This is a genomic window from Mesorhizobium sp. WSM4311 (genome assembly GCF_002295115.1).
Lineage (GTDB): Bacteria > Pseudomonadota > Alphaproteobacteria > Rhizobiales > Rhizobiaceae > Mesorhizobium.
The window spans coordinates 12,501-32,370 of sequence record NZ_NSFV01000006.1 but is presented as its reverse complement, the minus strand read 5'-3'; the positions used below and the strand labels follow the sequence as shown (position 1 = coordinate 32,370).

General features: G+C 64.2%; 18 protein-coding genes, 1 tRNA gene and 2 rRNA genes (1 of these 21 running past the window's edge). 9 read left to right on the top strand and 12 right to left on the bottom strand.

What is annotated here, in order from left to right; translation table 11 throughout:
* Positions 1 to 25: 25 nt before the first annotated feature.
* Positions 26 to 1,216: a Xaa-Pro peptidase family protein gene (locus CK226_RS17135; RefSeq protein ID WP_095772397.1), complete on the bottom strand. Its 1,191-nt coding sequence runs from the start codon at positions 1,214 to 1,216 to the stop codon at positions 26 to 28.
* Between the two features lie 92 nt (positions 1,217 to 1,308).
* Positions 1,309 to 1,500, bottom strand: a complete 192-nt coding sequence (locus CK226_RS34440; protein ID WP_142887708.1) for a hypothetical protein — start codon at positions 1,498 to 1,500, stop codon at positions 1,309 to 1,311.
* Between the two features lie 89 nt (positions 1,501 to 1,589).
* On the opposite strand from CK226_RS34440, the gene CK226_RS17130 reads away from it, so the two are divergent.
* From CK226_RS17130 to CK226_RS17100, 6 genes are all read left to right on the top strand, one after another.
* A complete protein-coding gene (locus tag CK226_RS17130; protein WP_095792551.1) occupies positions 1,590 to 3,200 on the top strand; it encodes an ABC transporter substrate-binding protein in 1,611 nt (536 codons plus the stop codon).
* Positions 3,201 to 3,450: 250 nt separating this feature from the next.
* Complete coding sequence (locus CK226_RS17120) at positions 3,451 to 4,437, top strand: ABC transporter permease (protein WP_095792550.1); 987 nt, start codon at positions 3,451 to 3,453, stop codon at positions 4,435 to 4,437.
* The gene (locus CK226_RS17115) at positions 4,434 to 5,264 is read left to right on the top strand and encodes an ABC transporter permease (RefSeq protein WP_095792549.1); all 831 of its coding nucleotides are present in this window, start codon (positions 4,434 to 4,436) and stop codon (positions 5,262 to 5,264) included. The genes CK226_RS17120 and CK226_RS17115 overlap by 4 nt, the downstream gene beginning before the upstream one ends.
* Complete coding sequence (locus tag CK226_RS17110; protein ID WP_179301073.1) at positions 5,261 to 6,058, top strand: ABC transporter ATP-binding protein; 798 nt, start codon at positions 5,261 to 5,263, stop codon at positions 6,056 to 6,058. Before CK226_RS17115 ends, CK226_RS17110 begins: the two co-directional genes overlap by 4 nt.
* A complete protein-coding gene (locus CK226_RS17105) occupies positions 6,055 to 6,840 on the top strand; it encodes an ATP-binding cassette domain-containing protein (RefSeq protein WP_095792548.1) in 786 nt (261 codons plus the stop codon). The genes CK226_RS17110 and CK226_RS17105 overlap by 4 nt, the downstream gene beginning before the upstream one ends.
* Complete coding sequence (locus CK226_RS17100; RefSeq protein WP_095792547.1) at positions 6,837 to 7,343, top strand: L-2-amino-thiazoline-4-carboxylic acid hydrolase; 507 nt, start codon at positions 6,837 to 6,839, stop codon at positions 7,341 to 7,343. The genes CK226_RS17105 and CK226_RS17100 overlap by 4 nt, the downstream gene beginning before the upstream one ends.
* A 153-nt stretch (positions 7,344 to 7,496) precedes the next feature.
* Here the strand turns inward: CK226_RS17100 and CK226_RS17095 are convergent, their stop codons facing one another.
* The 4 genes from CK226_RS17095 to CK226_RS17080 form a co-directional block, all read right to left on the bottom strand.
* Positions 7,497 to 8,252: an ATP-binding cassette domain-containing protein gene (locus CK226_RS17095; RefSeq protein ID WP_095772389.1), complete on the bottom strand. Its 756-nt coding sequence runs from the start codon at positions 8,250 to 8,252 to the stop codon at positions 7,497 to 7,499.
* Positions 8,245 to 9,306 carry a ribose ABC transporter gene (locus tag CK226_RS17090; RefSeq protein ID WP_095792546.1) on the bottom strand — a complete coding sequence of 354 codons (1,062 nt, stop codon included), beginning with the start codon at positions 9,304 to 9,306 and terminating at the stop codon, positions 8,245 to 8,247. The genes CK226_RS17095 and CK226_RS17090 overlap by 8 nt, the downstream gene beginning before the upstream one ends.
* A 95-nt stretch (positions 9,307 to 9,401) precedes the next feature.
* Positions 9,402 to 10,379: an ABC transporter substrate-binding protein gene (locus CK226_RS17085; protein WP_095772387.1), complete on the bottom strand. Its 978-nt coding sequence runs from the start codon at positions 10,377 to 10,379 to the stop codon at positions 9,402 to 9,404.
* A 412-nt stretch (positions 10,380 to 10,791) separates the two neighbouring features.
* Positions 10,792 to 11,691 carry a sugar-binding domain-containing protein gene (locus CK226_RS17080; protein WP_095772386.1) on the bottom strand — a complete coding sequence of 300 codons (900 nt, stop codon included), beginning with the start codon at positions 11,689 to 11,691 and terminating at the stop codon, positions 10,792 to 10,794.
* Between the two features lie 262 nt (positions 11,692 to 11,953).
* Between CK226_RS17080 and CK226_RS17075 the strand changes: the two genes are divergently transcribed.
* Together CK226_RS17075 and CK226_RS17070 are read left to right on the top strand one after the other, a co-directional pair.
* The gene (locus CK226_RS17075; protein WP_095792545.1) at positions 11,954 to 12,862 is read left to right on the top strand and encodes a tagatose-bisphosphate aldolase; all 909 of its coding nucleotides are present in this window, start codon (positions 11,954 to 11,956) and stop codon (positions 12,860 to 12,862) included.
* Positions 12,863 to 12,946: 84 nt separating this feature from the next.
* A complete protein-coding gene (locus CK226_RS17070; RefSeq protein WP_245437767.1) occupies positions 12,947 to 14,383 on the top strand; it encodes an ROK family protein in 1,437 nt (478 codons plus the stop codon).
* 17 nt (positions 14,384 to 14,400) lie between these two features.
* Here CK226_RS17070 and CK226_RS17065 read toward each other — a convergent pair whose 3' ends face one another.
* The 3 genes from CK226_RS17065 to CK226_RS17055 all read right to left on the bottom strand — a co-directional run bounded on the left by CK226_RS17065 (position 14,401) and on the right by CK226_RS17055 (position 16,643).
* Entirely contained in the window at positions 14,401 to 15,183 is a 783-nt protein-coding gene (locus tag CK226_RS17065) for a DeoR/GlpR family DNA-binding transcription regulator (protein WP_095792543.1), read from the bottom strand.
* A gap of 173 nt (positions 15,184 to 15,356) precedes the next feature.
* Positions 15,357 to 15,968 (bottom strand): NAD(P)-dependent oxidoreductase, encoded by a 612-nt coding sequence (locus tag CK226_RS17060; protein ID WP_095792542.1) that lies wholly within the window; start codon positions 15,966 to 15,968, stop codon positions 15,357 to 15,359.
* Positions 15,969 to 16,004: 36 nt separating this feature from the next.
* A complete protein-coding gene (locus tag CK226_RS17055; protein WP_095792718.1) occupies positions 16,005 to 16,643 on the bottom strand; it encodes a DsbA family protein in 639 nt (212 codons plus the stop codon).
* A gap of 138 nt (positions 16,644 to 16,781) precedes the next feature.
* Here CK226_RS17055 and CK226_RS17050 point away from each other — a divergent pair, with 138 nt between their 5' ends.
* Entirely contained in the window at positions 16,782 to 17,699 is a 918-nt protein-coding gene (locus tag CK226_RS17050) for a LysR family transcriptional regulator (RefSeq protein WP_095772381.1), read from the top strand.
* 157 nt (positions 17,700 to 17,856) lie between these two features.
* On the opposite strand, the gene CK226_RS17045 is transcribed toward CK226_RS17050, so the two are convergent.
* The 3 genes from CK226_RS17045 to CK226_RS17035 form a co-directional block, all read right to left on the bottom strand.
* Positions 17,857 to 17,933: transfer RNA gene (locus CK226_RS17045), tRNA-Met, on the bottom strand.
* Positions 17,934 to 18,119: 186 nt separating this feature from the next.
* Positions 18,120 to 18,234: ribosomal RNA gene (rrf, locus tag CK226_RS17040) — 5S ribosomal RNA — on the bottom strand.
* Positions 18,235 to 18,429: 195 nt separating this feature from the next.
* Positions 18,430 to 19,870 (bottom strand): 23S ribosomal RNA (locus tag CK226_RS17035) (it continues 1,359 nt past the right edge of the window).

Below are 19,870 nucleotides of genomic sequence, written 5' to 3'. Positions count from 1 at the left end.
CAGATGAGAGGCGCCGGCCTTGGTCTTAAAAGGTCCCACCCCTGTTCCACCCCCGACCCCGGTCGCCGAACATCACATAGCCGGTGTCAGTCACCGCTAGCGTGTCCTCCAGCTTGATGAAGCCGCGCGTCGGATGAAGCATGGTCGTCTCGACCGACAGCACCATGTTCTTTTCCAGCGGCTTTGCCGCATAGGTGCCTTCATAGGCCACCGGGTGGTTGGTCATCAGGAACGGCGCTTCATGCGTGATCAGCCCCATGCCATGGGCGAAGAAATCCGTATAGGACGCAACCTTCGATGCCTTCAGCACACCCTCGGCGTGAGAAATCATGTCGCCGCCCAGCGTGCCGGCTTTCACCTTGGAGAACGCCGCCTGCTGCACGGTTTCGACCTCGGCCAGCAGGTCCTCGAGTTCGGCATCTGGCTCGCCCAGAATGCCCATGCGGCAGAGGTCGCCGATATAGCCGTGATAATTGCCGCCGGAATCGATCGACAGCACCTCGCCCTTCTTCCATGCCTGCGGCGAGGCGGCGCGGTTGTGGCTGGAGCCTAGCGTCAGCAGGCAATATTCGAAATGCGCGCCGCGATTGGTCTCCTCGCGCCGCAGCTGTTCGATCATCTCGGCCTTGGTCGTGCCTTCGCGCGCCCAGGCGATGGTTGCCAGCATGGAATCGGTGATCAGTTCGGAGGCCGTGCGCAGCTTCTCCAGCTCCGCATCGGTCTTGATGGCGCGCATGCGCTCCAGCATGTCGGTGGCGTCGATCAGCTTCGCTTCCGGCAATGCCTTGCGGATCAGCGCGTAGGCGTCCGACGGCAGGAAGCCGGGCTCGATGCCGATGCGCGCAGCAACCTTGCCGATTTTTTGCAGATGTTCGACGGCTAGGTTGGCGGCATCGAGCGTGCCCCAGCAAGCGGCATGCAGCGTCGGTGTCCAGAACGGGTTGTTCTGATGCTCGCCGCCTTCCATGCGGTTGCCGATATAGGCCGCATGATCCGGTCCGCCTTTTTCGTACACGACGATCGGCAGGTAACGGCTATGGCCGATCGCATCCATGGCTGCGAAGAAGATGAATTTGTAGCCGCCCAGCAGATATTGCGTGTTGTGCTTGGAGGTCGCGAGCAGCACATCGATACCGGCCTCCTCCATCAGCCGGTCGACCCTGGCCTGGTCGAACGGAATATTGCTGACGGCATTCTTGCCCGGCGCAATGTTCATCTCTCTCTCCCTGAATTTGCCTGGGATCGACGCTGTTCCGCTGCCAATCCTCTGGCTGTGGATCAAATCTGCACCATTTTGCCCGCTCTGGTCTAGCCAGAAATACGCCAGCGGCGCAGCCAAACGGTCACCAACTCGCCATCTGTCGCATATTCGCCAAATCTGGTCATACCAGATAGATCGAATCGAACCCGTTCTCTTGAACTGGTCCAGCGGACGAAAATTTCAAAGCCAAGCAAGGATGCGCCAATTCCGTCTCTGGCGAAACCCTCGGCAAGGCCCATAATCGCTCTCGCAAGGATGTCGATGCACGCGCCGGCATCCGAGGGGTGTTGTCGCGCCGATCGGGTCGCGGAGAGGACGGAGTTCGATCATGTCAGGTTTCACGATTTCGAGACGCAAGATGCTTGCCGGCTCGGCGATGCTGCTGGCCTCCACGGCCATGCCGACATTGGGCTGGGCGCAGACGCCCAAGAAGGGCGGCCGGCTGGTGCTCGCCGCCGATTCCGAGCCGCGCAACCTCAACCCGGCGATCGTCGCCTCCAACGGCGTCTTCTTCATCTCCAGCAAGATCGTCGAGACGCTGGCCGAAGCCTCCTTCGACGGCAAGGACGGGCTCGCGCCACGCCTGGCGCTGAGCTGGGAAGGTGCCGCCGACGGGTTGTCGGCGACGTTCAAGCTGCGCGACGGCGTCAAATGGCATGACGGCAAGCCGTTCACCTCGGCCGATGTCGCCTTCTCGGCGCTGCAGATCTGGAAACCGCTGCAGAATCTCGGCCGCACCGTGTTCAAGGATCTGGCCAGCGTCGAGACGCCTGACGATCTCACCGCGGTGTTCAAATTCGCCAAGCCGACGCCGTTCCAACTGATCCGCAACGCACTGCCGGCGCTGAGCAGCGTCGTGCCGAAACACATCTACGAGGTCGGCAAGATCGAGGACAACCCGGCCAACACCGCGCCGATCGGCACCGGCCCGTTCAAGTTCGGCGAGTACAAGGCCGGCCAGTATTACCGGCTGACGAAGAACACCGACTACTGGGGCAAGGACGAACCCTATCTCGACGAGATCATCTACCAGGTGCTGCCCGACCGCACCTCGGCCGCCAGCGCGCTGGAAGCCGAGGAGATCCAGCTCGCCGCCTTCTCCGCCGTGCCGCTGGCCGACCTCGACCGCATCTCCAAGGTGCCCGGCCTGAAGGTGATCACCAAAGGCTATGAGGGGCTGACCTACCAGCTCGTCGTCGAGATCAACCATCGCCGCAAGGAATTGGCCGATTTGAAAGTGCGCCAGGCGATCGCGCACGCCATCGACAAGGACTTCGTCGTCAAGACGGTATTCCTCGGCTATGCCGTGACCGCCACCGGCCCGGTGCCGAAGAACGATCCGCAATTCTACACCGCCGATGTCCCGACCTATGCCTTCGACGTCGCCAAGGCCAACGCGCTGCTCGACGAGGCCGGCTACAAGAAGGGCGCTGACGGCAACCGCTTCTCGCTCAAACTTTTGCCGGCGCCCTATTTCAACGAGACCAAGCAGTTCGGCGACTATCTGCGTCAGGCGCTCGCGGCCGTCGGCATCGACGCGCAGCTGGTCAACAACGACTCCGCCGCGCATATCAAGGCCGTCTACACCGACCACGCCTTCGACCTCGCCGTCGGCCCGCCGGTGTTCCGTGGCGACCCGGCGATCTCGACCACCATCCTGGTCCAGAGCGGCATTCCCGACGGCGTGCCGTTCTCCAACCAGGGCGGCTACAAGAACGACGCTCTCGACGCGCTGATCGCCAAGGCCTCGGAAACGCTCGACACGACGGCCCGCACGGACCTCTACAAGGAGTTCCAGAAAGAGGTGGCCGCCGACCTGCCGCTGATCAACGTTGCTGAATGGAGTTTCATCAGCGTCGCGCGAGACACGGTCGGCAATATTGCCAACAATCCGCGCTGGGCGGTCTCGAACTGGGCGGACACGTATCTGGCGGACTAGCGGTATCATCGCGGATGCTTGCGCATCGTTTGAGTGAGTGCTCATCATCGGCGATGAGAGTTCCCTCACGCTCCCTCTTGTCCTGCCGGAAAGCACCCGCCTTACCCTCCCCCTTGTGGGGAGGGTCGACGAGTGGATGCTGCGAAGCGGCAGCCAGTCGGCGGGGTGGGGGTACTGGCGCGAACCGGAAGACCCCACCCCGCTCCGCTTCGCGGATCGACCCTCTCCATAAGGGGGAGGGTAAGCCAACGTGACCCGCGCCCTCATCCTTCTCCGCCGCCGTCTCGTCGGCAGCGTCTTCGTGCTGCTGCTCGTCGTCATCGGCACGTTCCTGCTGCTCGAAGCAGCCCCCGGCGATGCCGTTGACGCCTACATCGTCTCGACCGGCGGCGACGCCGGCATGATCGAATTGCTGCGCCATCGCTGGGGCCTCGACCAATCGGAACTGACGCGGCTCGCCAATTATCTCTGGGCGCTGCTGCATCTCGATCTCGGCCAGTCGGTGACCTTCTCCAGGCCGATCCGCGACGTGATCCTCGAACGGTTGCCCAACACACTGCTGCTGATGGTCAGCGCCACCGCGCTGTCCTTCGGGCTGGGCTCTGCGCTGGGCATCTATGCCGGCGCAAGGCCCGGCAGCGCCCGCGACCGCGTCCTGTCGATCGGCTCGTTGGCGCTCTATGCGGTGCCGGGTTTCTGGCTCGGCCTGGTGCTGATCGTCGTCTTCGCCGTCGACCTGCGCTGGCTGCCGATCGGCGGCATCGAGACGGTCGCCTCGGACAAGACCGGCCTCGACCGCGCCTCCGACATCGCCATCCATCTCATCCTGCCGGTGGCCGCACTCGGCTTCATCTACCTCGCGCTCTATCTGCGCATGATGCGCGCCGGGATGGCCGAAGCCTGGCGGCAGGATTTTGTCCTCGCCGCCCGCGCCAGGGGACTGTCGCGCCGCCGCGTCGTGCTCGCCCACGTCGCCCGCAATGCGCTGCTGCCGCTCATCACCATGCTCGGCCTGCAGTCGGCGCAGATGCTGGGCGGCAGCGTCGTCATCGAGAGCGTCTTTTCCGTACCGGGTCTCGGCCGGCTGGCACAGGAAGCGGTGGCTTCGCGCGACACACCCCTGCTGCTCGGCATCATCCTCACCAGCGCCGTCCTGGTCGTCGTCATCAACCTGCTGGTCGACATCGCCTATGCCTTCCTCGATCCGCGCGTCGGCGCCGGCGAGGCCGGCGCATGAGCCCGATCCGCCGTTTCCTGCGCACGCCCGAGGCGGTCGCCGGCGCCATCCTGCTGGCCGCACTGATTGCGATGGCGCTCATCGCACCGCTGCTGTTTCCCGGCGATCCTCAAGCCATCGCCGGCCCGGCGCTGCTGCCGCCCTTCCAGGACTGGTCGCTGCCGCTCGGCACCGATCGGCTCGGCCGCGACGTGCTGGCCGAACTCTTTCACGGCGCCCGCACCTCGCTCGCTGTCGGCCTTGCGGCTGCCGCGGCGGCACTTGCCATCGGCTCGGTGGTCGGCACGCTTGCCGGCTTTGCCGGCGGCGTCGTCGACGAGGTGCTGATGCGCATCACCGATGCCTTCCAGACCGTGCCGAGCTTCCTGCTGGCGCTGGCTTTCGTCAGCGTCGTTGGCCCATCGCTCGGCATTGTCGTGATCGCCATCGCGCTCGGCACCTGGCCCGGCCCGGCCCGTATCGCCCGCGCGGAAGTCCTCTCCATTCGCGAACGCGACTATGTTGCCAGCGCGCGTGCCATCGGCATGCATCCGCTCGAAATCGCCTTTCGCGAGGTGTTGCCCAACGCCCTGCCGCCAGGGCTGGCAATGTCCTCGGTGATCGTCGCAGCCGCCATCCTCACCGAGGCGGCGCTATCCTTCCTCGGCCTCGGCGACCCTAACCGTGTCACCTGGGGCGGGATGATCGCCGAGGGCCGCGCCGTGCTGCGCACCGCGCCCTTCCTGTCGATCATCCCAGGTATTGCGCTGGTGCTGACAGTGCTCGGCGTCTATCTCGCCGGTGAAGGCATTGTCGAGACGACAGCGGTCAGGAGAGGTCTGTCGTGAGCGCGCTCGTTTCGATCCGCGACCTGACGGTGACCTATCGCCGCGACGGCAACGTTGTGGCGGCGCTGAAGAACATCAGCCTCGACATCGTGGCTGGCGAGCGCCTGGCCATCATCGGCGAAAGCGGCTCCGGCAAGAGCACGCTGGCGCTGGCGATTGCGGGATTGCTGCCGGCTTCATCAGCGGTTGGCGGAAGAATTGAATGGCCTGGCCTTGGTCGCGCACCCCTCCTTGGCCGCGACATCGGTTTCGTCTTCCAGGATCCGTCCGCGAGCCTCGATCCCGTGATGACCATCGGCAAACAGATCGCCGAAGTCGCCCGCACCCATCTCGGCCTCACCTGGTCCCAGGCATACGCCAAGGCCAAAACCCTGCTCGAACGCGTCCGCCTGCCCGACCCGGACTCGGCCCTGCACGCCTTCCCCCACCAGCTCTCCGGCGGCCAGAAGCAGCGCGTGGCGATTGCCGCCGCAATCGCGGCCGGGCCGAAACTGCTGATCGCCGACGAGGCGACCAGCGCGCTCGACACCATCGTGCAGGCAGAGATCGTCGCCTTGATCCGCCATCTGGTGGCTGAAGACGGCATGACGCTTCTGTTCATCAGCCATGACATTGCGCTGGCGGCCCAACTCGCCGAGCGCATTGCCGTGTTCCGCCATGGCCAACTCGTCGAACTTGGCACGACGGCACGGATTGTCGACGCGCCAACTCAAGCCTACACCCGCACCTTGCTCGACGCCCATATCGGCCTCGACGCCGCACCGCTGCTGAACCGAGCCGGGCTGTCCGCATGAGCCTGCTCGCCGTGTCCAGCCTCACCAAACGCTACCGTCGCGGCGGCAAGACCGTCATCGCGGTCGACGACGTCTCTTTTCACATCGAACCCGGCGAAACACTGGCGCTGGCCGGCCCTTCCGGCAGCGGCAAGTCGACGATCGCCCGGCTGGTGCTGCGCCTGATCGAGCCGGACGCCGGCGCCATTGAATTCGAGAGCGACGACTTCCTGGCCTTGCGCGGCGCAACGCTCAGAGCGCGCCGCGCGCGTCTGCAAATGGTGTTCCAGGATCCGCTTGCCGCCTTCAACCCCCGCGCCACCGTGGCGCGTGTCCTCGAGGATCCCTTGCGCATCCACGGCATCGCCTCCCGCACCGAGCGGCCGCGCCGCATCGCCGCCTTGCTCGAGCGTGTCGGGCTGGCGGCCGATCTCGCGCCGCGAGCCATCCACGAAATCTCCGGCGGTCAGCGGCAGCGCGTCGCCATCGCCCGCGCCATTGCCACAAGACCATCGCTGATCGTGCTCGACGAGGCAGTCTCGGCACTCGACGTCTCGGTGCGCGGCCAGATCCTCGACCTTTTGCTGGACCTGCAAAGGAAGGAACGGATCGCCTATCTCTTCATTTCCCATGATCTCGGCGTCGTGCGCGCCGTCGCCCACCGCGTCATCCTTCTCGATGCCGGACGGATCGCCGAGAGCGGCGATGCCCGCGCCGTCATCGACGCCCCGCAATCGGCCATCGGCAAGGCGTTGGTGGCGGCAGCACCAAGGCTCAAAGGAACCACACAGGACGCATCATGACCGCTCCCGAAGCCAGAGCCGAAAAGCTGTCGCGTGAACTCGATTCCGCCTTCCGCAACCGCGCCGACCTCTACCGACTGTTCCTCGAAGAACTGACCGGAGAGCTGGGTTCTGACAAGGCGGAGGCGATCATGATCCGCGCTATCGAGCAGCGCGGCAAGGAAGTGGCGGCGGCTGCCTTCGCCAGCTTCGGCGCCAACGATGCACGCGCCATCGGCGAAGCCTTCCTGGCGGTCAGCCCGGATGGCGGCCTGATGTATCCGACCGATGTCGAACGCGGCGATGACCGCATCGCCTTCAAGGTCAAACGCTGCCCGCTGAAAGACGCCTGGGTCGAGGCTGGCGTTGGGGACGAAAGGCTCGCCACGCTCTGCCGCATCGCCGGCGCCTTCGACCGCGGCCTGTTCGAGGCGACCGGCGTGCGCTTCGACAATCTCACCTGGACGCCCGGCCACGGCTCCGGCTGCTGCCACATCGCGCTGACCAATCGCGATGCCGGCTAAGCAGTTCTAAGGTGTGTTGAGATAGGTGAGCACCGGCCTACGCCCAGCCGTAGCCTTAGCCTGCCACGCCGTTCACGAGTGCTTCGGCCGGCGAAGGCCGGAAGCGCAGGAAACCACCGTTTGCAGACCGGCATCACCTGAATATCAATGCACCTAACCGCCGACCATCAGCTTGACGACCTCATCATGGTTGGTCTCGGAAATCTTGCGCTCGCCGGCCTGGACGCCGCGCCGCAGCACGACGATACGGTCCGACACCGCAAAGATGTCCTGCAGATTGTGCGAGATGAAGATCACGCCGCGTCCTTGCGCCTTGAGCTGGTGGATCAGCGAGATCACCTTGCGCTGCTCCGGCACGCCAAGTGCGGCGGTCGGTTCGTCCATGATCAGGATCTGCGCATCCCAGTAGACGGCGCGGCCAATGGCGACGGCCTGGCGCTGGCCGCCGGAGAAATTGCTGACCGGAGCCTCGAGCCGGCTGACATGGAAATCCAGCCGCCCCATCGTTGCCTTGGCCGCTTCGGCCATCGCCTTGCGGTCGAGCACTGGCAGGAAGCCGAACGCCTTGCGCATCGGTTCGCGGCCGAGGAAGATGTTGGCGCCGATCGACAGATTGTCGGCGAGCGCCAGATCCTGGTAGATCGTTTCGATGCCCTTTTCGCGCGCCTCTTGCGGCGTCGCGAACGTCACCGGCTGACCCCGCAGCAGTATCTCGCCACCCGTCGGCTGAAACACCCCCGATATCGCCTTGATCAGCGTCGTCTTGCCGGCACCGTTGTCACCGGCCAGCGCCACCACTTCGCCCGGCCGCACGGCCATGGAGAAGTCGTTGAGCGCACGCACGGCGCCGAAGTGCTTCGACAGGTTGCGGACTTCCAGCAGGGGCGCGTTCTGGTTGGTGCTATTCATCCTGACGGGCTCCACTGAACCGGCGCTGCGCCTGGTCGATAAGGACGGAAATGATGATGACGACGCCGACGGCGATGAACTGCCAGAACGGCTCGACATTGACGAAGACCAGCCCGTACTGGATGACCGCGATCACCAGCGCCCCGGCGACGGTGCCGAAGATGGTGCCGGAGCCGCCGAACAGGCTGGCGCCGCCGATCACCACCGCCGCGACGCTGTCGAGCAGCAGGGGTTCGCCGGCCTGTGCGGCGCCCGCCGTGAAGCGCGCGGCATAGAGCGCGCCGCCAAGGCCGGCGCACATCGCCGACAGCACATAGAGCCGCAATATGTGGCCCCTGATGTCGATGCCGGCCCGCCGCGCCGCCTGCACATTGGCGCCGATGGCGTAATTGTGCTGGCCGAACCGGGTCTGGCTGAGCAGGTAGTGCATGACGATGACGAAGATGGCGGTGATCAGCACCAGATAAGGGATGCCATAGAACTTGCCGTTGCCGAGCAGCGCGAACCAGGAGTTCTGCACTGGCACGGTGGTGCCGCCGGCAAGCAGGAAGGCGGCGCCGCGCGCGACGCCGAACATGCCGAGCGTGCCGATGAAGGGCGGCACCTTGAGCCGCGAGATCAGCAGGCCGTTGATGACGCCCGGCACGCCGGCGACGATCACCGAGGCAAGGATGCCGGCCAGCATGGCCAGCGGCAGGGGAATAGCTGCGCCCGCTATATTGGTGGCATGCGCGGCGATGACGGCGGCCAGCCCCATGATGAAGCCGAGCGACAGATCGATGCCGCCGGAAATGATGACGAAGGTCTGGCCGGTCGCCAGCAGCAGCGGCGCCACGGCGAAGATGGCGATGGACTGCAGGTTGAACGGGTTGAGGACGAAGGTCGCGCCGAAGGCGAGCCGCGACCAGACCTCGAAACAGATGAGCAGTCCGGCCAGGAACAACCAGGCGCGCGCTTCGGCGATGCGTGCGACCAGGCTTCGGGCCGGATCGCCATGGTCGGCCTGAGGGGCGACATGCTTCTCGGCAGGCTGGGCTGGTGATGTCGAGGTCATGGATACTCCGCGGCGCCTTCAAACAGGTCTCGATTGGCGAGGGACCCGGTGCAGGCTCCTCCCGGCGGGCCGGGAAGAGCCAGACTGTGCTGGACTTACTCGGAGTAGAGATACTTCGAGATGTTCGGATCCGCGATGTTGGACTTGTCCATGATCGTGAAGCCGGTGCCGATGGTGACCGGGATCGAATGGCCGGTCAGGTGGGCATAGGCCGAGACGACGCCGTAATAGCCGATCTCGGCTGGATGTTGGGCGATCGCCACGTCGACCAGGCCGGTGTTGATGTTGTCGACGATGCTGGTCGGCGCATCGAAGGCGACGACCTTGACCGTGCCGGTCTGTCCCGCCTGCTTGACGCCGTTGGCGGCACCCAGCGCCGAGAACAGATTGGCGCCGAAGACGCCGACCAGGTCGGGATTGCGCGCGAACACCGCCTGCAACTGCGAAGCCGCCTTGTTGGCGTCGTCATCATTGAACTGGGTTTCCAGCACGGTGATGCCCGGATGCTTGGCCATCTCCTTCTTGAAGCCTTCTTCACGCTGGTCGGTGGTCGAGATGCCGGGCTTGACGTTCGAGACGTAGACCTTGCCCTTGTCGCCAATGGACGTGGCCAAAGCCCGCGCCGCGATCTCGCCGCCCAGCACATTGTCCGACGCGATGTAGGACAGCGGGAAATCGGCATCGCCGGCGCCGGTCTGGTAGACGCCGCTGCCGATGAAAGTGTCGACGGTGATGACCGGAACGCCGGCGTCATTGGCCTTGCGCAGCGGCTCGACCAGCTGAACCTTGTCGGTCGGCGCGATCAGGATCGCATCCGGCTTCTTGGCGATGACCGCGTCGAGCACCGGCACCTGGGTGACGGGGTTGAAGTCCGGCGCACCCTGGAAGACCAGATTGACGCCAAGCGCGTCGGCCGCCGCCTGGGCGCCCTTGCGCATGGTGATGTAGAAGCCGTCCGTGGTCAGGCCCGGAATGAGCGCAATGGTGTATTTTTTGTCCTGCGCCTGCGCGGGCGCGATCAGCACCGTGGCACTGACGGCGAGCGCCGCGAGCGCGGCAACGATCTTTTTCATGACATCCTCCTCATTGTTGGCAGATCTGCCGTTGCAAGTGACATTGGAATGGCCGTCATCCGTTCGGATGCCGACGGCCGGGAACGCCTGTTTGCCTTTCGCGGGCAGCTCCTCCCAAGCGCCCTCCAGTCGATATGTCGGCCGGTCAGTCGCCGGCGCACCGGGCCACAGCCCCGTTCCCTAGCCTCCGCGAGGTCCGGCAAACCGTGTCCCACGCCTCGCCTTGCCGGCGGGCGTTCGAACTTGTAACACTTTGCAGAAATAAATTGCAACTCGGTTTTTCCGAGTTGGCAGTGCCGGGCTTTTCACACCGAACGACATCCGACTGCTCCGCAGAGCCCCGGTCAACTATCACCCGCGGCTTTCGGCGGCACAACTGGTTTCGTGACGGCGTCCTGCCTGGATTATTCCGTTAAGCGAACGCCGCGAGGATGGCCTGCGCCGTCTTGGTATCGGTCACCAACGTGTTGATGAGACCGGCGCGAACGGCGGCGATAATCGCCGTCGCCTTTTCCGGCGACGCGGCGAGGCCAATGACCAGCGGCACCGCGCGCAACTGCGCCGGCGACATGGCGATCATCCGGCTCTCCCCTTCCCAGGCAATCAGCGTGCCTTCGGCATCGAAGTAATGGCGAAGCACGTCGCCGGCGGCATGAACCAGCGCCTGCTCGCTCGGCGTGGCGGCGCTCGCCTCGGGGGCGTTGATGGCATGCGGCAGGCCGATGCCGACGATCGCGACATCGGTCCTCTCCCACAAAGCGACGGCATCGCGGATGGCGGTGTCGCGCAGGAAGACCTCTCGCAATTCGCTGGAAGGCAGATAGGGGGCATGGATGAAATGCGGGGTGCCGCCGAACTCCTCGGCGGCGAGCCGCACGAATTCATTGACCTGAAAATGCGCCGCCTGCTGCTGCATGCCGCCAGTGGCGGCCACGGTCAGCACGCCGGGCATGCGCGGCAGTCCGGCCCGGATGACCTCGCGCACGGCGCGCCCCCAGCCGATGGCGACGACGGAGCCCGCCACCAGCTGCGCCTGCCGGAGCAGCCCGCCAAGGGGTGCCGCGAGCGCCGCCAGCGTGCCCGCCGCCGGCGTCTCGACCACCGCGGCATCGCGCAATTTCAAGCCATCGATCAGTTGCCTGGTGATGTCCTCCGGCGTTGCCAGGTCTAGAACCTCGATGCGGACAATGCCCTCGGCCCGCGCCCGCTGCAGCAAGCGCGAAATCGTCGCGGTGGACACTCCGAGCCGGCGAGCGATATCGACCTGCGACATCTCCTCCACATAATGCAGCTTGGCCACCGTATGCAGCATCGTCCGCGATGCGGTCGCATCCTGGATGGGAGGGGAAGACAGCTTGCAATTCCTTTCAGCAACGTGTTACATACACATAGGCCGACGGGAGTTATCGCGCAAATCCAGCCAACTCGCAACGTGCGGCGGGCCGCGAGCCCGGCGAGGCGCTTTCTTCAAAGGCGATGGCGCGTCACGGCTCACTGCCGGCCAGAACTGAACATCGTTGTTTCCACGGGATCCGCGCCCTTCGTCTGGAGAGCGCCAACATCGGATTGAGACCATGACCAAGATGACCACCGCGGAACTGCGCGGCTATCAGCAGATATGTGGCAAGGACGGGGCCATGGTGGCCATCGCCTGCGACCAGCGCGGCGGCATGCGGACCCTGCTGGCGTCGGACCCGGACCAACAGGCCAAGATCACCAATGACATGCTCGGCGACACCAAGGCCGACATCACGCGCTACCTCGCCAGTGCGGCGTCCTGCGTGCTGCTCGACCCGCTCTGCGCGGTGCCGCGCATTGTCGACGAAGGCGTCCTGAACCGCGATACGGCGCTGCTCATCGGCCTCGACGCTTCCGGTTTCGATATCTCTCCCGAAGGCTACCGCCTTTCGCGCCTGGTTCCCGGCATCGACGCGCGCCGCGTCCGCGCACTCGGCGGCACAGGCGGCAAGATCATGGTGTATCTGCGGGCCGACAAGCCTGAGGCGAATGAGCACAACATCGCCATCCTGCGCCAGTGCATCGCCGATTTCGGGCAGGAAGACCTGCTGCTGGTCGTCGAGTTCCTGACCTACCAGCTCGACGGGGAAAGCCCCGAGGACTATGCGGCCAACACGCCATGGCTTGTCGAGGAAGGCACCAGGATTTCGCTGGAGTGTGGCGCCAAGGTGCTGAAGCTTCCCTACCCCGGGACGCCGCAAGCCTGCGCCAACATCACCAAAATGGCCGGCGACGTGCCCTGGGCGGTGCTTTCGGCCGGCGTCAACCACGCGACCTTTCTCGGCCAGGTCGAGATCGCCATGCAGAATGGCGCCTCGGGCGTCATCGCCGGCCGCTCGCTGTGGAAGGATTGCATCTCGCTCGACCGTGACATCCAGCGCGAAAGGCTTAAGACCATCGCAGTGCCGCGATTGCGTGAAATCCAGGCCGTGATCGGGCACTACCGGCAGAAAGCCGCTGCCTGACAGCTGCGTTGGACGAGAGCTGTTCCGGCGAAAGTGTGAAGCGGCTTTGCGTCCGGAATTGCGCGAAAACAGATGCGGGACGCCATGCCTCAGAGCATAGGAATAGATATCGGCGGCACCAATCTGCGTGCCGCCCGCATTTCCGGTACCGGTGAAATCCTCAAGCGTGTTTCCGAAAAGAGCGCGCCCGACCCGGAGCTGGTGCTCGGCCGCATCGCCGACATGGTGCGCCTTCTCGACACGCCGGATGTGAAGGCCATCGGTGTCGGCGTGCCGGGCCGCGTCGATGCGCGGCGCGGCGCGGTGTTGTCTGGCGGCTATGTCAACCTCGCCTCGGTTGCGCTCGCCCAGCGCCTGCAAGACATGACAGGCAAGCCTGTCGTCATCGACAATGACTGCAACATGGCGCTGGCCGCCGAGATGGCGCTCGGCGCCGGGCGCGGCGGCGGCAACATCGTCATGTTCACCATCGGCACCGGCATTGGCGGCGCCGTCGCCCAGGATCGGCGGATTACGCGAGGTTCGGCAACGGCGGGTCAGCTCGGCCACATCACCGTCGACGTCAATGGCGAGGTCTGCGCCTGCGGCCGGCGCGGCTGCGTCGAAACCACCAGTTCGGGCACCGCGCTCGGCCGTCACATTGCGCGCGCCGGCCTCGGCGCCGACATTTCAGTCGATCAACTCTTTGCCCGCGATACGGCCGGCGATATCCAGGCGCGCGGCATACTGGACGCCTGGGTGAAACCGCTGCGGGCCGCCATCGACACCGCCGTTGCCATGCTCGCTCCCGACCTGGTGCTGCTTGGCGGCGGGCTTGGCCGGGCGGCCCACGCAGCACTCGGCCGCGCGCCGGCTCTGGCGCCCTGGTATCAATGCCAGGTCGAACCGGCACAACTCGGCGACGACGCCGGGGTGATCGGCGCCGGCCTCCAGGCGCTGGCGGGGGAGTTGCACACGTCGCCCTCGACCCAGCCCAGCCGCTCGCGGCGCGCTGTGCTCGTCAACGGCATCCCCGCCAGCGGCAAGAGCAGCGTCTCGCGCGGTATCGCTGATCGCATGGGCTGGCCGCTGCTGGCGCTCGACACGATCAAAAACCCTTTTCTCGAAGTGCTCGGTGGCGGCGACCGCCTGTTCAACCGCACGCTCGGCCGCGCCAGCTACCAGGCGATCTGGTCGGTGGTCGGCGAAGCGCCTGCCGGCACCACCTTCATCGTCGATGCCTGGTTCGGCTTCCAGCCGCGCGAGGTCCTCGAGGATCATCTGCGAAAGGCCGGCGTCGAGCAGACTTTCGAAATCTGGTGCCACGCGCCCGGCGAGGTCCTTGCCGAGCGCTATAGCGCCCGCCTCGACCAGCGCCCCGCCGGCCATCCCGGTGCCGCCTATGTTCCCGAACTGATCGAGCTCGCCAAGCGCGCCGAACCGCTGCGGCGCGGGCCGCTCTTCGACGTCGACACGACGAAGCTCATCGACTTCGATGCCATCACGGCCTGGTTGCGGGCGACGATGGCCGGCGGCGCATAGACAGTCGGAAGACCCGTTCAGTCGCCGCTACAGACGTGAAGTTCCGTTCCGGCCGCTTCGATGACCGCGCGTAGTGCCGGTTGCGGTGCACGATCCGTGACGATGTCGGAAAGCGCGCTGAGCGTGCAGATCCGTTCGAGGCTGTTGCGGCCGAACTTGTCGTTGGTCACCACAAGCGCTGTGGACAGCGCGCGAGCGATCATGGCCCGCTTGACCGCCGCCGCTCCCGAGATCATGTCGCTGGGTCCGTCCGCGGACAGGCTCGACGCTCCGATGATGGCAATGTCGGCATTGTAGCGCCTGACGAATTCCACCGTATCCTCACCGACCACGCTGGCTTCTCGGCTGTCATAGGTGCCGGGGCACAGGATAACCCGAAAGCTCGGATTGGCGCCGGCCACCGAGGCCACGCCGATAGAGTTGGTGATGATGGTCAGCTCCCGCTTCAGCTGCGAGAGACTGCGCGCCACCTCATAGGTCGTCGAGCCGCCATCGATCATCACGATCTGGCCTTTCTCGACCAGTCCGGCCGCGCCGCGCCCGATCTGCGCCCGCTCCTCGATCATGGTCTGGCTACGCTCGGCGATCACCGGCTCGGATGTCACCAGCGAGATCGTCGCGCCGCCATAGGTTCGGTTGAGCAACCCCGCATCGCCAAGCTCGATAAGGTCGCGCCGGATCGTTTCGCCGGCGACACCCAGGCGCAAAGCGAGCCTGGAAACACGGATCGAGGCCGAGCGGCGCACTTCCGACAGGATGAGCTCATGCCGCTCCTTCTTCGACAGCCGGCTCTGTTCCATGATCTGCCCTCCGCGAAGCCGACAGTATTATCCATGCCGACGCTGGTGGGGAAGGAGTCTCGCAAGACCCGGCTGGGCTGCCTTGATTCGAACGATTGAAGCGGGGATGCCGGCTGGCCCTGATGCGGCTGGCGTCGGCCGGCCTCGATCGAGACACGGCCGCCGCCGGTTGATCAATAGCCGACGGTAAAACGCTGCCTGATGTGGGCAGGCTTCTCGATCTCGTCGACCATGACGATGGCGTAGTCCTCGAAAGAGATGCTGCTGCCCTTGTCAGAGGCCAGTAGCGTGTCCTTGCCCAGGCGGAATTTGCCGGTGCGCTCGCCCGGGACGAACATGGCGGAGGGCGACAGGAACGTCCAATCGAGGTCGCCGACGGCTTTCAGCCTGTCGAGGAAGTCGGCGCCCTTCTGTGCCTCGGCCTTGTAGATGGCGGGGAATTCGGGGGTGTCGACCAGCCTTTTACCGGGCGCGACCTCAAGGCTGCCGGCGCCGCCGACGATGAGGTAGCGCTTCACGCCGGAAGCGCGCACTGCGGCAATCAGCGTGTCGGAATCGCTGTCCAGGAAATGCACTGCGCTGATCACCAAATCATGGCCACGGATCAGGTCGGCGAGACCTTGCCTGTCGAAGACATCGCCCTTCCTCGCAGTCACGCCGGGCAGCGCGGCAATCTTTTCGGGGTTGCGGGCAATACCGGTGACAGTATGGCCACGGTCGGAGAGTTCCTTGAGCAGGCGCGAACCGACGGCGCCTGATGCACCGATGAGAGCGACTTTTGCCATGTCCTTTTCCAGTCCTTGTTGGGGTCAGTTGGGGGATCACGCCGCCGCGATATGGGCGACGAGATTGTCGAAGCTGCCGAACAGCGCGTTCGAGCCGATGAGGCGCGGTGCATCGTTGCGGATAATTGCGAGGGAAGGCACGCCATTGGCGTGCAGGCGCTGGAACAGCGTGCGGCCTCGACCAACCAGCTCGCCGTGAGCCGTCAGCAAGGTTTCGGTCGGCGCCTTCAACATTGCTGCTGCATCGGCCATGCCGGCATCGGCGAGCACGGCGGCCACGCCTCCGACAGTCACGATATCCCGGCCATCGACATAACGCGCGCGCTGGATAGCCTTCAGAGCGCTCAGCCGACGGTTGGGGTCCTCGAGGCCGGCAGCGCTGATGCCGAGCGTGGCGGCATGCGAGTCGAGCAAGGTGCCACGAATATTGAGGACATTGTTTCGGTACGCCTGCGTGAACTTCTGTCCGGTCAGACGCTCGATGCGCTGGTCATTCGCCCAGGCATGGGCGGCAAAGCCTTCATCCATCGGCCGCGCCCCGGCACCGGAGAACAGGCCGGTCGGCAGCAGCTCGATGCGCGAGCCGCTGGCCAAGAGCCTGTCCAGCATCGGCGTGGCGCCGTAACACCAGCCGCAGAGCGGATCGAAAAGGTAAGTTACATCTGAATTGCTCACGATCGCTGCCATCCTCGGTACGGATTGTCGGCTGACGAGCCGCCAAAAGTCTTGGCCGTATGTGGCAGACGGAGGCCTTGCGATAAATGCCACCCAATAATACAAACTGTCCGATCAGATCAGACAAAAGCAGTCGCCATGGCCGACCTTCTGAACCTCAATCGGCTCGTCTACTTCACCACCGTGATGGAAACCGGCTCGTTCACATCAGCCGCGGACCGGCTTGGCGTCGCCAAGGCCGTGGTCAGCCATCAGGTCGGGAGGCTCGAGGAGGAACTGGGCGCAACGCTGCTGCAGCGCACGACACGACGCGTCACCCCGACGGAAGACGGTCGCCTCTTTTATGATCGCGCGATGATCATCCTGCGCGAGGCGGAGGCGGCCTATGGCGAGATCTCGCACGGCGCGGTCGAGCCGAGCGGAACTCTGAAGCTGACCGCGCCGCTCGACTACGGCACCAGAGTGGTGGCGCCGGTCATGGCGGCATATCTGAAGGCCTATCCGCAAATGCGCGTCGAAGCGATCTTCGACGACGCGGTGAGCAATCTGGTCGATGAGCAGATCGATCTCGGCATCCGCGTTGGCTGGCTTACCGATTCCTCCAACCAGGCGCGGCGACTGGGCACGATTAGGCAGATCGTCGTTGCGAGCCCGGCCTTCGCGGCAAGCCTGCCCGCGGATGCGAACCCGAACCAGGCACGATCGCTGGCCTGGGTCGGCAATGCCCAGCTGCGCGGCGTCGGCCAATGGCTGTTTTCCAGAGAAGGCGAGACGGTGCTGACCGAACTCAATCCCGTCGTCGTCTGCGACAAAAGCCCGGCGGCCTATGCCTGCGTGCTTGCAGGTATCGGTCTGGGTATATTTCCCGACTATGCGGTCGATGAGGATATCGTCGGGGGTCGGCTTGTGCGGATATTCGCGCAGTGGGCCTTGCCGACCGGCGGCATCCACGCGGTGTTCCCGCCGGCCCGCTTCCGGCCTGCCAAGGTGCGCGCCTTCGTCGAATTGCTCGTCGCCGCCGAGAGAAAGCGAGCACGCGGCAAGGCCAGGGGGTGACGCGGCACACAGCTCGCAATGTCAGTGGAGACTTACATCGGGGCGCCTCGGCTTTGCCTGCTTGCGGACCGCTGGGCGGGAGGCAGTCGTCGGCGATCGTTGCCCTAAAAACCAAAAACGGCCCGCTGGTTTGAGCCAGGCGGGCCGTTTTGTGATTTGGTTGCGGGGACAGGATTTGAACCTGTGACCTTCAGGTTATGAGCCTGACGAGCTACCGGGCTGCTCCACCCCGCGTCACCACTAAGCGAGCTTGCTTAGGATGTAAGCGCAAGCCTACGACTAGGCTGGCCTACAGATAGGTATATGGCTCACCAAATGAAAGGGCCGCTTACGCGGCCCGTGGTCCCTTGGCGGGCCATTTTCGTAGAGAGAAGATTTCACTCGATCCGGTTGGATGTGAGTTCAACGTGCGTTTAGCAGACCTGGCAGCGACCTACTCTCCCGCGTCTTGAGACGAAGTACCATCAGCGCTGGAGCGTTTCACGGCCGAGTTCGGAATGGGATCGGGTGCAGCCGCTCCGCCATAACCACCAGGTCGGCAAAACGCACGTTGTTCGAGAAGCTGTTTTTTGTGCCAAGGCGACGTTTGTGGCTTTCGGGCGTAAGCCCGCAAGCGCGACTGCGCGTCGCCGGTTTTCCGGCGCCCTCGCGGAGCATAGGCCCGTAAGGGCCGCTCATGCGTGAGCGCTGGTCAGACCATCGTGTTACACGATGGGCATAAGGAATGAGAACGATCAAGCCGATCGAACTATTAGTACCGGTAAGCTTCAAGCGTTGCCGCTCTTCCACACCCGGCCTATCAACGTGGTCGTCTTCCACGGTTCTCAGGGAATACTCGTTTTAAGGTGGGTTTCCCGCTTAGATGCCTTCAGCGGTTATCCCGTCCGGATATAGCTACCCTGCTATGCGGCTGGCGCCACAACAGGTCCACCAGAGATCCGTCCATCCCGGTCCTCTCGTACTAGGGACAGATCCTTTCAATATTCCTACACCCACGGCAGATAGGGACCGAACTGTCTCACGACGTTCTGAACCCAACTCACGTACCGCTTTAAATGGCGAACAGCCATACCCTTGGGACCTGCTCCAGCCCCAGGATGCGATGAGTCGACATCGAGGTGCCAAACAACCCCGTCGATATGGACTCTTGGGGGTCATCAGCCTGTTATCCCCGGCGTACCTTTTATCCGTTGAGCGATGGCCCTTCCACGCGGGACCACCGGATCACTATGACCGACTTTCGTCTCTGCTCGACTTGTCAGTCTCGCAGTCAGGCAGGCTTATGCCATTGCACTCAGCGAACGATTTCCGACCGTTCTGAGCCCACCATCGCGCGCCTCCGTTACTCTTTAGGAGGCGACCGCCCCAGTCAAACTACCCACCATACATTGTCCCGGACCCGGATAACGGGCCGCGGTTAGACATCCATAGTAATAAGGGTGGTATTTCAAGGGTGGCTCCACCTGAGCTGGCGCCCAGGTTTCAAAGCCTACCACCTATCCTACACATGCCACTACGAATGCCAATGTAAAGCTATAGTAAAGGTGCACGGGGTCTTTCCGTCTAACCGCAGGAACCCCGCATCTTCACGGGGAATTCAATTTCACTGAGTCTATGCTGGAGACAGCGGGGAAGTCGTTACGCCATTCGTGCAGGTCGGAACTTACCCGACAAGGAATTTCGCTACCTTAGGACCGTTATAGTTACGGCCGCCGTTTACTGGGGCTTCGATTCAGAGCTTGCACCCCTCCTCTTAACCTTCCAGCACCGGGCAGGCGTCAGACCCTATACGTCGTCTTGCGACTTCGCAGAGCCCTGTGTTTTTGATAAACAGTCGCTACCCCCTGGTCTGTGCCACCCTCCTCCACTTGCGTGGAAAAGGGTCACGCTTCTTCCGAAGTTACGCGTGCAATTTGCCGAGTTCCTTCAGCATAGTTCTCTCAAGCGCCTTGGTATACTCTACCAGACCACCAGTGTCGGTTTCGGGTACGGTTTATAAGGAGGAGCTATTTCCTGGAACCACGCAGCAGCCCGTTCAATCCGATAAGATTGGACTACCTCAATGATCCGTCACTACCTCCAAGCCCACGAATATTAACGTGGTTCCCATCGACTACGCGTTTCCGCCTCGTCTTAGGGGCCGGCTAACCCTGCTCAGATTAGCTTTAAGC